Origin of the sequence: Acinetobacter tibetensis, from assembly GCF_023824315.1 — a bacterium.
Taxonomy (GTDB): Bacteria; Pseudomonadota; Gammaproteobacteria; order Pseudomonadales; family Moraxellaceae; genus Acinetobacter; species Acinetobacter tibetensis.
Genome location: NZ_CP098732.1, coordinates 2,026,639 through 2,038,379 on the forward strand (window position 1 = coordinate 2,026,639; position 11,741 = coordinate 2,038,379).

General features: G+C 40.4%; 12 protein-coding genes. 7 read left to right on the forward strand and 5 right to left on the reverse strand.

Annotation, left to right across the window (positions count from 1 at the left end; genetic code table 11):
- Positions 1-85 precede the first annotated feature (85 nt).
- The 5 genes from rpoH (at position 86) to M5E07_RS10040 (ending at position 3,249) form a co-directional block, all read left to right on the forward strand.
- Positions 86-955: an RNA polymerase sigma factor RpoH gene (rpoH, locus tag M5E07_RS10020; RefSeq protein ID WP_116758901.1), complete on the forward strand. Its 870-nt coding sequence runs from the start codon at positions 86-88 to the stop codon at positions 953-955.
- A 138-nt stretch (positions 956-1,093) separates the two neighbouring features.
- On the forward strand, positions 1,094-1,459 hold the full coding sequence (locus M5E07_RS10025; RefSeq protein WP_252218913.1) for a DUF423 domain-containing protein: 366 nt from the start codon (positions 1,094-1,096) through the stop codon (positions 1,457-1,459).
- A gap of 25 nt (positions 1,460-1,484) precedes the next feature.
- A complete protein-coding gene (gene thiS / locus M5E07_RS10030; RefSeq protein ID WP_116758899.1) occupies positions 1,485-1,682 on the forward strand; it encodes a sulfur carrier protein ThiS in 198 nt (65 codons plus the stop codon).
- Between the two features lie 12 nt (positions 1,683-1,694).
- Positions 1,695-2,480, forward strand: coding sequence for a thiazole synthase (locus M5E07_RS10035; protein ID WP_116758898.1), 786 nt, complete (start codon positions 1,695-1,697; stop codon positions 2,478-2,480).
- Between the two features lie 79 nt (positions 2,481-2,559).
- Positions 2,560-3,249: a hypothetical protein gene (locus M5E07_RS10040; protein WP_252218915.1), complete on the forward strand. Its 690-nt coding sequence runs from the start codon at positions 2,560-2,562 to the stop codon at positions 3,247-3,249.
- A 58-nt stretch (positions 3,250-3,307) separates the two neighbouring features.
- On the opposite strand, the gene M5E07_RS10045 is transcribed toward M5E07_RS10040, so the two are convergent.
- Positions 3,308-3,919, reverse strand: coding sequence for a glutathione S-transferase N-terminal domain-containing protein (locus M5E07_RS10045; protein ID WP_116758896.1), 612 nt, complete (start codon positions 3,917-3,919; stop codon positions 3,308-3,310).
- A gap of 228 nt (positions 3,920-4,147) precedes the next feature.
- On the opposite strand from M5E07_RS10045, the gene M5E07_RS10050 reads away from it, so the two are divergent.
- Positions 4,148-5,596, forward strand: coding sequence for a SulP family inorganic anion transporter (locus M5E07_RS10050; RefSeq protein WP_252218917.1), 1,449 nt, complete (start codon positions 4,148-4,150; stop codon positions 5,594-5,596).
- A gap of 226 nt (positions 5,597-5,822) precedes the next feature.
- Positions 5,823-6,539 (forward strand): tRNA (guanosine(46)-N7)-methyltransferase TrmB, encoded by a 717-nt coding sequence (gene trmB, locus M5E07_RS10055; protein ID WP_252218919.1) that lies wholly within the window; start codon positions 5,823-5,825, stop codon positions 6,537-6,539.
- 52 nt (positions 6,540-6,591) lie between these two features.
- Here trmB and M5E07_RS10060 read toward each other — a convergent pair whose 3' ends face one another.
- From M5E07_RS10060 to M5E07_RS10075, 4 genes are all read right to left on the reverse strand, one after another.
- Entirely contained in the window at positions 6,592-7,377 is a 786-nt protein-coding gene (locus tag M5E07_RS10060) for a fatty acid desaturase (protein WP_252218921.1), read from the reverse strand.
- 125 nt (positions 7,378-7,502) lie between these two features.
- A complete protein-coding gene (locus M5E07_RS10065) occupies positions 7,503-8,276 on the reverse strand; it encodes a Rossmann-like and DUF2520 domain-containing protein (RefSeq protein ID WP_252218923.1) in 774 nt (257 codons plus the stop codon).
- Between the two features lie 89 nt (positions 8,277-8,365).
- Entirely contained in the window at positions 8,366-9,400 is a 1,035-nt protein-coding gene (locus M5E07_RS10070) for a DUF1311 domain-containing protein (RefSeq protein ID WP_252218926.1), read from the reverse strand.
- Positions 9,401-9,544: 144 nt separating this feature from the next.
- On the reverse strand, positions 9,545-11,623 hold the full coding sequence (locus M5E07_RS10075; RefSeq protein WP_252223781.1) for a TonB-dependent receptor: 2,079 nt from the start codon (positions 11,621-11,623) through the stop codon (positions 9,545-9,547).
- Positions 11,624-11,741: the final 118 nt, after the last annotated feature.

Below are 11,741 nucleotides of genomic sequence, written 5' to 3' on the forward strand. Positions count from 1 at the left end.
CCCAAATTTCCTTAATGTGTGAGCGTATTGGCATTAAGATGAAAGGTAGTGGAACATCAATGTCCAGTTTTATTAAGGAGTACCTATGAGTGACAGCAGCAATCAATTGATGCCCCTGTCATTATCTGCACCAGGTGTAAACCTTGGGGCATATATTAGTACTGTCAATCAGATTCCAATTTTAACAGCCGAACAAGAAAAAGAGTTAGCTGAGCGTTATTACTACGACCAAGACCTTGATGCTGCAAAAATGCTGGTGATGTCGCATTTACGCTTTGTGGTACATATTGCGCGTAGTTATGCAGGTTATGGATTACCTCAAGGCGATTTAATTCAAGAAGGCAACCTAGGCTTGATGAAAGCCGTAAAACGTTTTGACCCAAATATGGGCGTACGCTTGGTTTCATTTGCAGTACACTGGATTAAAGCCGAAATTCATGAATACGTTATTCGCAACTGGCGAATCGTAAAAATTGCAACAACCAAAGCACAACGTAAATTGTTCTTTAATTTACGTAGTCTGAAAAAATCAAGCAAAAAACTGACGCTTGAAGAAGCACAATCGATTGCCAATGACTTGAATGTAACTCCAGAGCAAGTCATTGAAATGGAAGGACGTTTAACCGCTTATGATGCTGCATTCGAAGCACAGGGTGATGATGATGACGAAGGCTCAACCCATGTCGCTCCTGCATTATATTTAGAAGATAATCGTTACGACCCTGCTCGCTTAGTTGAAAATGAAGACTATGAGGAACAAAGCACCTCTGCCTTACATGAAGCAATGGAGCAACTCGATGATCGCTCACGGAATATTTTACAACGTCGTTGGTTAGATGATGACAAATCTACCTTGCATGAGTTAGCTGCTGAATATAACGTCTCTGCCGAACGTATCCGTCAGTTAGAAAAAAATGCGATGGAAAAAATTAAAGTCGCAATGTCATCTAATTAAGTTTTTTGTTTTTTAAAGGCACAACTTCAAGTTGTGCCTTTTTTATATTAACGCTTTGAACAATGTCACATTTCGCTTTTTCACCTTAGGCAGAATATGCTAAGGTTATGCGCAAACTTGTTCTGGTCATCATGGCTTATGTGGATCGCAATCTCTGCACTTAATTTAGCAATTGCTGTCATGCTAGGCGCTTTTGGTGCACATGGTTTAAAAGCGCGTGCAACCGAAGTTCAACTGGCGTGGTGGCACACAGCAACAGATTATTTTTTCTATCATGCCTTGGGCTTATTGGCGCTCGCCATTTTGGCAAAAGTAGTTCCCCAACTGCCTATTAAAATGAGTTTTTCCCTTATTCAAATTGGAATTTTCTTCTTTTGTGGCTCATTGTACGTCATGGCTTTAGGTTTACCTCGCATCTTAGGTGCCATTACCCCTATTGGCGGTGCCCTCATGATGGCTGGATGGCTGGTTCTGGCTTGGAATGCTTACAAATACGCCAAATAAAGTCGCAGATTTTCAGGAATGAAACATGCAAATTTTTTTGAATGGTGAAGCAAAAGACACCACTTGTCGCAATCTTTTACAACTGGTTCAAGAATTAGAACTGGAAGGTAAACGCTTTGCGGTGGAACAAAATGAAATGATTATTTCTAAGTCCAAACTCGAACAAACCCCAATTTGTGATCAAGATCGCATTGAAATTATTCAGGCCGTTGGTGGCGGCTAATTCGGAGCTCCCATGGAAGATACCCCTCTTATTATTGGTTCAAGAACCTTTCACTCACGTTTGTTAGTGGGTACAGGTAAATATAAAGATTTGAATGAAACTGATTTAGCCATTCAAGCCAGTGGTGCTGAAATTGTCACAGTCGCAATTCGTCGTGTGAACATTGGGCAACACCCTGATCAACCTAATTTACTTTCTGTGATTCCACCAGAAAAATATACCATTTTACCGAACACAGCAGGTTGCTTTGATGCAAATAGTGCAGTGCGCACTTGTATGTTGGCGCGTGAACTGTTAGATGGTCACAATCTGGTAAAACTGGAAGTTTTAGGGGATGAAAAGACCCTGTATCCGAACATCACTGAAACCTTAAAAGCAGCGCGCACACTGATTGATGATGGTTTCGAGATTATGGTATACACCTCGGATGACCCCATTGTCGCGCAAGAATTAGAAAGCATGGGTTGCGTTGCAATTATGCCTTTAGGCAGTTTGATTGGCTCTGGTTTAGGCATTTTAAATCCGCATACCATTTCAATTATCAAAGAAAATGCCAAAGTTCCAGTGCTCGTTGATGCTGGTGTTGGTACAGCCAGCGATGCTGCCATTGCGATGGAATTAGGTTGCGACGGCGTACTGATGAATACCGCGATTGCTGCTGCTCAAAATCCAATTTTAATGGCATCTGCCATGAAAAAGGCGGTTGAAGCAGGTCGTGAAGCCTTCCTTGCAGGACGTATGCCACGTAAACGCATGGCAAATGCCAGCTCGCCTGAAACGGGTTATTTCTTTAAATAGTACTGAGCTTAAAATGGATTCTTCGGAATCCATTTTTTATACTGTCTATAATCTTCTTATAATAAAAGTTCAGAACATCATGCTAAAAAATATACTTACTCTTACCCTCGCAGTCTTAAGTTGCTCAGCATTCGCAGCTTCAGATACTGCTGCTTATTCAAAGTTTGTACCTCAAGGTTGGAAAATTCTAGAAACAGCCACAGGGGATTTAAACCGTGATGGTCAAGTAGATGCGGCTCTCATTATTCAACAGAATAATCCAAACAATATTAAAAACCATGAAGGTTTAGGCAGTGATCGCTTAAATCTGAATCCAAGAAAACTTTTGGTGCTATTTAAAACAGCTCAAGGTTATCAACTGATGACTGAAAATTACTCACTCCCAACGGAGAATGACGAAGAATCCCCTTGCCTTGCTGATCCCTTAGAAGATGGCGGAATGACGATTGCTAAAGGTCTGTTAAAAATTAGCTTACATTACTGGTTAAGCTGCGGTTCTTGGTATGTGACGAATAATAGCTATACCTTCCGTTATCAAAATAATAATTTCAATTTAATTGGTTTTGATAGTAATGATTTCCATCGTGCCTCAGGTGACATCACCGAAAAGAGCATTAATTTTTCTACTGGCAAAGTAAAAAGCACCACGGGTAAAAATGAGTTTGCTGAAACAGCACAACCAGTAAAGACCGAATGGAGCACGCTTAAAAATAAATATCAGATTCAATTACAAGATATAGATTTTAGTGAGTATGCTGAATATCAATAAAAAAATGCCTCTACACGAGGCATTTTTTTATTGCATGTTTGAAGTCAAATGTCCCCTATTAAGGGATTAAGCCTTCATCACGCATCGCCATTTGCACAGACTGGCGCTCGGCAACCTTATGACGTATACCAATAACATTTTTATAGGGCGTTAAATCATGCTCAATTGAATTTGACCAATTTGTCAGCACAAATAAATATGCATCTGCTGGACCAAAATTATCGTCCACCAAATAGTCATGATCAGATTCTGCAATGGCTGTATCAATATAGGTCAATAAGCGATCAATTTCTGCATAGGCCTTGGTTTTAGCTTCTTCCGATAAAGGGCCACCAAAAAATACAGCATAGGCATCATGTAACTCTGAGTTGAGGTAGCCCAACCATTCCAATACTTTTGCACGTCCTAAACCTGATGGCGGAATTAAATCCTGTTTAGGATCATGCTGAGCAAGGAAGGGTAAAATTGCCACATTTTCGGTCAGAATTAACCCAGGATTAATTTCTAAGGCAGGGACATAACCTTTAGGGTTAATTGCATAATAATCTTCACCTTTTTCTGTTTTATGGGTTTTTAGGTCTACGCGAACCAGATCAAAATCGACATTAATTTCATTTAGAATAATATGAGATGCCAGTGAACATGCACCTGGGGAATAATAAAGCTTCATATATGATCCTTGTTATCTAACTCTTTACTTCTTTTAAACTTGCTTTTGACAAACTTTCAAGCGATCAGACCTGTAAATTGCAAAAAACGTAACTGTTATATAAAACATATAAAAACAATTACTTTTGAATATTGTTCAATTTCTACAATTTTTCAAGTTAATCCTGTGTGATTTTTTATTGCTAGATGTTTTAACATACACATTCTTTAAATTTTATGAAATGTTGTAGTGATTAGCCTTAAAAGATCAGAATGGTTATCCAATATTCGTACAGATGTACTTGCTGGTATTGTCGTTGGTTTAGCTCTTATTCCTGAATCGATTGCATTCTCGGCAATCGCAGGTGTTGACCCACAAGTCGGTTTATATGCCTCATTCTGTATTGCAGTGAGTATTGCCTTTTTTGGTGGACGCCCTGCCATGATTTCTGCAGCAACGGGTGCAATGGCGTTGCTGATGATTACCTTGGTCAAAGATCATGGTCTTCAATACTTATTTGCGACCACCATTTTGACAGGTTGTATTCAGATTATTGCAGGCTATTTTAAAGTCGCAAAATTGATGCGATTTGTCTCTCAATCCGTGGTCTATGGCTTTGTTAATGCGCTCGCTATTTTAATTTTTGTGGCACAAATTCCTGAAATACAACGCATGGATTTTATAGGCTATAGCTTTGTAGCTTTAGGTTTAGCTATTGTTTATCTATTTCCATATATCCCCAAGATTGGCAAATTACTGCCTGCACCGTTAATCTGTATTATTTTACTGAGCTTAGTTGCTCTCGTTTTTGGCGCAGATATGCGAACAGTCAGTGATTTAGGTCAATTCCCTGATACGCTGCCTGTCTTTTTAATTCCAGACATTCCACTGAATCTTGAAACCTTAAAAATCATCTTTCCATACGCAATGACCTTGGCCACAGTTGGTTTACTTGAAACCATGATGACCACCACTATTGTAAATGAAGTGACAGGAACTGAAGGTGATCGTCATAAAGAATGCCGCGGACAAGGTTTTGCCAATATTATTAGTGGCTTTATGGGCGGTATGGCAGGTTGTGCCATGATTGGTCAATCCATCATCAATGTGAGTTCAGGCGCTCGTACACGACTTTCTACCTTGGTAGCTGGTGTATTCTTGCTCTGTCTGGTGGTGTTTTTAAAAGATTGGTTGGCTTATATTCCGATGGCTGCACTGGTTGCCATTATGATTATGGTGTCCTTTACCACCTTTAACTGGGACTCGGTCAAACAGTTTCGCAAGCATCCGAAACAAAGTAATATTGTCATGCTCAGTGTGGTTGTTATTGTTTTAGCGACGCACAATTTGGCTTTAGGTGTATTTATTGGCGTCTGCCTTTCTGCGCTCTTTCTTGTAAATAAATTGGAAAGTGAAGTGAAAGTCACATCTAAATTAATTAACGCTGAAACTTTGGAATATCAAGTTTCAGGACAAATTTTCTTTAGTAGTGCTGAAAAGTTTTATCAGTTTTTTGATGTCTCAACTTCTGCCAAACATGTGATTCTGGATCTGACCCATGCACATGTCTGGGATATTACTTCCGTCAATATGCTGAATACCATCGTGCAGAAGTTTCGAGATCAGGATATCGATATTGAAGTGGTCGGTTTAAATGAAGCCAGTAGTACCCTGATTGACCGCTATAATCCGCTTTGATGTTTCTACCTCACTAAAGAGCTGTTTATTCAGCTCTTTTTATTCGCCCTTCAAACCACCAACAGATTTCATTCAATGAATGAACTTTATAATTCGATAAAAGTCGAAAAAATATAGATTTGAAAAACTCAAAAACAATTTAATTGCCGAAATAACGGTAAATAATTTGACTTGCCAGTCTCAGGATTTAAAATACCGCTTTCGAATTTTTACATTTGCCAAAGTTATGTCAACCGATCTATTAGAACCGCAAGTCGTCGAGCTAGACAACTTGAATGAGCATCGTGAAATTGTGACTTTTATGCGTCGCTCTTCTCCGCTGAATACTTCTCAACGTACTGCGCTTGAACAATATGGTCACTTAATTTTGGAATATCCAGTCGGTGATTTACGTCAGCATTTTGAACACCCTGAACGTCCATTAACTGTTGAAATTGGTTTTGGTATGGGTCGTTCACTGGTGCTTATGGCGAAAGCTAATCCTGAACGTAACTTTGTCGGGATTGAAGTCCATGTTCCTGGTATTGCTCAATGTGTATATGAGGCTGGCATGGCAGGTTTAACCAACCTTCGTCTTTTAGATGCCGATGCAATTCAAGTACTACGTGAAATGCCAGACAACAGCATCAACGCTGTGCAACTTTATTTCCCAGACCCATGGCAGAAAAAACGTCACTTCAAACGTCGTTTCGTGTCACATGACCGTATGCCACTGGTTGAACAGAAGTTAGAAATGGGTGGAACATTCCACGCAGCGACAGACTGGGAACCATATGCAGAATGGATGCTTGATGTGCTCGATAACCGTCCAAATCTTGAGAATATGGCAGGTAAAGGCAACAGCTACCCGCGCCCAGACTGGCGTCCACAAACCAAGTTTGAACGTCGTGGACTGGAAGACGGTCATAAGATCAACGACTTCTTATTTAAGAAAATTAAATAAGTTTTGTATCTAAAAAAATAGGGCTAAATGCCCTATTTTTTATTCTGAATGATTAAAACACATGCCGAATTTCAACCGTCGGATCATATTCATCTAAGCGTTTTGCCAAAATATGTAAACGTCGTGTCGGCACTGCTGGAAACAAATGATGCTCCACATGATAAAACATGTTGTAGGTCACGACCCGCTTAAACTCATTACGTACTGTACGTGCCATATAAATATGATCTTCCGTATCATGATGCACCGTCCATACCGCAAAAAAAGCCGTCATGCATTGCCCAATCAACATTGCACTGACATGGTATTTTAAAACACTGATATCCAAGACGACAAAAACCAAAAACAGCACGATCACATTGGCAACAAGCTCAGCGGACATCCACTTTTTCTGCGTCTTACTTCCAACCTCAAATGCTTTTTTATGCAACATCCACGGAAAAATAGGGCCAAAAAGCAAAGCTTGCCACCACTTCATGGTTGCACTTTTTGCTTCAATATCCTCTTCTTGCATACAGTACTGATGGTGTCGAAGATGATTGATTTGCACCGCATGCATTGAGCCTAGCATGACAATACTTAAGATAAACATGACCCAATGTGTCGCGGGTCGGCTAATGCCTAAAGCAAAATGAAAGGCGTTATGCACTTGTCTAAGCCCTGTTAAGAAAAACATAAACGAGCAAAACAGTGCCAAAATATACCACTGAAAACCAGCGAAAATGAACGAGACCAGTAACCACGGTAAAGAAATGAGTAACTCACTGATGACATCAGTACGGCCTAACTGCACAAGATCTTTCCACTGCACCTGTTCTAATAATAAATGTGAACGCATACACCCTCTAGTTGTTTGTATTTATTTTCAGAAGCACTCTACCGAATCCTAATACATAAAAAAAGCCACTTTTTCAGTGGCTTTACTTGTTTTTATTACAGGTACATGAGTTATTCACCCTTCGATTAGCTGTGTCGCTGCATAATCTGCTGACTGATCAAGGTATAAACCTCCGCTAAATCAGGTCGTTTTAAATCTGCTAATATCGCTTGATGCATCTGTAAAATATTCACATCACCGCGTACCGCAGGGCCAGTTTGCATAGTTTTCGGATCATTCTTTGCGGCTTTAGCGGCGGTTTCCAAGATCAGCGGATACAGTAAACTAAAATCAACTTGCGTCTGATCGACAATTTGCTTGCTCATGTCGTAACAGTAATTGGCAAAATTACAGGCAAATACCGCAGCCAAATGCAAACTTAAACGTTGCTGTGAACTATAAGCATAGACACGCTGGCTCAACTGTTGAGCCAAATCCAATAACTGTTTTTGATGGTCTTTATTTGCAGCTTCAATAAATAATGGGGTTTGTTTCCAATCTACCTCTCGTTCTAAACTAAAGGTCTGTAAAGGATAAAATACTCCCGAACGTGGGTGCTGTTGCTGTAGAATTTGCAGATCAGTACTACCTGAAGTATGTACGATCAGAACCTCTGGCAACAATGGCGCAACTTCAGCGATGACAGCGGCAATAGATTGATCGCTGACAGCAAGAATCAGCAAATCAATTTCTGAGGATAAATCGGATACCGATGGACACGCTTTTGCTGCCACCTGCTCTGCCAAATGCTGTGACTTTTCCCAAGTTCGACTATATATTTGTACAATTTGATGGTGTTGCTGTAAAGCCGACGCCAAATGGTGGGCAACACGTCCAGCACCAATAAAACTAATTCGCATGTCTACGCTTACTCTCTATTTCTGCGCTAAGCATGCCAATAAAAAAAGGACGAATCAATTCGTCCTTTTTATTTCAAGCAACTTTCTAATTAATTAAAGACATTGTTCAAATAAACAATGCGCTCCGACGTTTTCTGATTAAAGCATTTGGTGTATTGCATGTCCTGATTTTGTGCTCTCATTTGCTCATCCCAATAATCATAATGCTGTTGGTAGGTTTCACGATCTTTTTCAGCAATATTATGAATGCTCGTTTGCGCAAGTACTTTACAGTCCACATCACGCTTTTCAAACCAGTCCGACTGGTCCTGTTGTAATTGCGCTTTTTGTTCACTACTAAAACGATCCCATGTTTGATTCAAACGTTCTACCACTTTCGCCTGATCAGCATTGAGCTCTTTCTGGCGGATATCCATCGACTTTTGCGCGAGTTCTTGTTGCGCTGCCTCTTCTTGAGCATTGGCTTCTTGACTATCCGCAATACCTTGATTTTCAGCTTCATAAGCGGCAAGTTGTACTGCTTTTTCTGTGATATAAACGAGTCCATCTAACACTTTATTTTCTTTTGGTAGCTGGAGTTGAATACCTTCTTTATCCGTTTTAATCAGTTGATAATTAAATGATCCTTTCAGTTGATCATTTTGCATCGTTAAAGCATATGCTTCACTTTCCAGTAAATCATTCAACGTACCATAGCGATCACACTCATCACAACTTTCTGCTTCATAACCATTTTGCGCACGCTGTTGTAAACCTTTCGGCATTTTCACGACCAGTTCACTGCGACATTCCAGTTGTTTGGCCGTCTCAGGTTGTTCGGTCACTGTCGTAATACTTTTGACTTCAAATTGAATATTCTGCGTGATGGTATCGGTCAGGTTTTTATCCGACTGATAGTAACTCGAGTTACGTAAGGCTTTATCTAACTTTTTCAAATAGTCTTGCTGTAAAGCAGTCTTAATCTCTTTTAACTTCGCCTCATTGCTACAGTCCCACTCATTGACTGCGGGTGCTGCTTGTTCTGCTTCAGCGCTGTCTTTCTTTCCTTTAAAGAAATCACAACCCGTTAAAAGCATGCTGCTACACAATGTTGCAAAAACCAAAGTATTGGCAAGTTTATTCATATAAAGCCCAATGTCTGTTTGTTATTTTTCGAGGCGTATTTAAGCAAATTTAGGCTAAAAAAACGAGTATTTAAACCATGAAAGATTTTACATCGTAAAAAAGGGACTATTCAGCCCCTTGTTTAGTTTTTACTGTGAGCATTCTTAGAAAGTCTTGTTCACACTCATTCCGACACTAAAATTACGCCCATCCGCAGGCTCAAAGAAGCGACCATTGCTGTCATTTACAATCACTGAGCCGACATAGTTTCGGTCGAATAGGTTATCGACTCGGGCATAAGTATTCACTTTCCAGTCCTGATTGACCCACAAATAGCCAACATTTGCAGCCACCACGGTATAACTTGGCGCAGTATCCGAATTGATATCATCGACATAAATCTTGTCCATATAACGTGCTTCCAAACCTGCCTGAAAGCCCTGCTCTGGTTGCCATGCCAAGCCTACAAAAGCTTGATTTTTGGCAATTCCGGGAATCTTATTTCCTTTATTAATGGCTTTCGCATACGGTTTTGTTGAATCATTTGGATTCGCTATTTCTGCTGTATTGCTATCAAATTCAGCATCGATATAACTCAAACTCGATTGAATATTGAGCGCCGCCCAAATCTTTTGTTGCCATGAAAGCTCTAAACCTTGTCGAGTAGTTTTGTCTGCATTTCGAAAAGTCGCTCGACCATCACGCGTTCCCGCCGTCACAATATCGTTTTCTGTATCTGTCTGGAAAACTGCAAAAGTAAACAATCCAAAAGGATTTTGTGACTTTAAGCCGAGCTCATAATTATCGCTACTTGCAGCTTTTAGCTCAAAGTTCATGCCTGATTTTAAGGGATCGGTGTTATAAGCCATTTCGGTAAAGGTTGGCGTTTCAAAGCCTTTACCATAACTGGTATAAGCATAAAGCTCAGGTAAAATTTCCCAGCCTAATGCCACAGAAGGCAATAATTTTTGATAATCCGTTGAACCACTGTCATCGCCATTGCCAGCGACGATGTAATGGTCATTCGACTCATAATGTACATTGCTATAGCGCAAACCTGCATCTAAATGCCACGTTGGCAAGAACTGCCATGAGGCTTGGATGTAAGGATCTAGATTCCATAAGGTATTATTTTCATCACGACGTAAATCACCTTTCACACCATAACGCCCTGTCGCATCAAAGTTTTCATACCCCTGACGATCTTCGCGCATCTGATCAAATGCCAAACCTGCAATAAATGTAGTATTCGGCAAGAGCTCTTTCCCTATCCAACGGAAGTCTGCACCATAATAATCTCGATCAAAATCGATCACTCCACCTGCATGACGAGGATTTTTTTGGGCACTACTCGGAATCGACTGATATTGCACGACCTGACGATTTCCCAAATAAACCATGCCATAGAGTTCATTCTGATCATTCAGTGGTTTGTTCCATGTCAACCCTGTTTGGGTTTGTTCAATTTCTTTACGTACATCGTAAATATTTTTAGCATCATTCACTTGCTTCGGATTGGCTTTCCACTGCTCACGATTCAGACCTTGTGGGTCGTCGGCATTTATATCAACACGGTTAATGAGCCAATTAATCTTACTGCCATCCTCCAAATTCCAAGTGAGCTTGGCATTATTCAACACTTTTCGCGCAGCACTATGATCACGGAAACCATCCGTATCAAAATAGGAAGAACTGATCACATAAGCGGGTTGGTTGGCTTGGTCTGAACCCCCTTGTAACTGAATATTGGCTTGTTGTTTATGGTGGCTGCCTGCATTTAACCCCACTTGAATCGAGTCTTTCCCTTGTCCTTCTTTGGTTTCGGTTAAGATGGTTCCACCTGATGAGTTTCCATAAAGTGAAGAAAAAGGACCTGTCAAAACTTCAATATTGTCCAAGCTGTCTAAATCAATATTAGAGCTTTGCCCCTGACCGTCGGGCATGGTTGCAGGAATACCATCGACATAGAGGCGTATGCCCCGCACACCAAAAGTAGAACGCGCACCAAAGCCACGCATGGAAATTTGCAAATCTTGCGCGTAATTTTCACGGTTATTGATTTGTAAACCCGCCACACCTTGCAATAGTTCAGACACATTCACATTCGTGTTGAGTTGAGACTCTGGAGCTTGCACTTTCTGTATCGAAGCGGGTACCTGTAACAATTCATTTTCAGTACGTACGGCTTGCACGCTAATAACTGGGAGTTGATATGCCGCTGTATCTTGAGCATACAGTGCCATCGATTTTAGAATCACTGTGGCTAATAAAGCATATTTAAAGGGAAGTGGATTGCAACTATATAATTTCACAAAACATCCTTTTCTTATCATCTTGGTAGGAGTGTAGAAAGTCCCTCTT

Excerpts from the sequence above, each read along its gene's own strand:
- M5E07_RS10060 (WP_252218921.1), bottom strand. The coding sequence starts at position 7,377 with ATGCGTTCACATTTATTATTAGAACAGGTGCAGTGGAAAGATCTTGTG.
- M5E07_RS10070 (WP_252218926.1), bottom strand. The coding sequence starts at position 9,400 with ATGAATAAACTTGCCAATACTTTGGTTTTTGCAACATTGTGTAGCAGC.
- M5E07_RS10075 (WP_252223781.1), bottom strand. The coding sequence starts at position 11,623 with ATGGCACTGTATGCTCAAGATACAGCGGCATATCAACTCCCAGTTATT.
- M5E07_RS10025 (WP_252218913.1), top strand. The coding sequence starts at position 1,094 with ATGTGGATCGCAATCTCTGCACTTAATTTAGCAATTGCTGTCATGCTA.
- thiS (WP_116758899.1), top strand. The coding sequence starts at position 1,485 with ATGCAAATTTTTTTGAATGGTGAAGCAAAAGACACCACTTGTCGCAAT.
- M5E07_RS10065 (WP_252218923.1), bottom strand. The coding sequence starts at position 8,276 with ATGCGAATTAGTTTTATTGGTGCTGGACGTGTTGCCCACCATTTGGCG.
- M5E07_RS10040 (WP_252218915.1), top strand. The coding sequence starts at position 2,560 with ATGCTAAAAAATATACTTACTCTTACCCTCGCAGTCTTAAGTTGCTCA.
- rpoH (WP_116758901.1), top strand. The coding sequence starts at position 86 with ATGAGTGACAGCAGCAATCAATTGATGCCCCTGTCATTATCTGCACCA.
- M5E07_RS10045 (WP_116758896.1), bottom strand. The coding sequence starts at position 3,919 with ATGAAGCTTTATTATTCCCCAGGTGCATGTTCACTGGCATCTCATATT.
- M5E07_RS10035 (WP_116758898.1), top strand. The coding sequence starts at position 1,695 with ATGGAAGATACCCCTCTTATTATTGGTTCAAGAACCTTTCACTCACGT.
- trmB (WP_252218919.1), top strand. The coding sequence starts at position 5,823 with ATGTCAACCGATCTATTAGAACCGCAAGTCGTCGAGCTAGACAACTTG.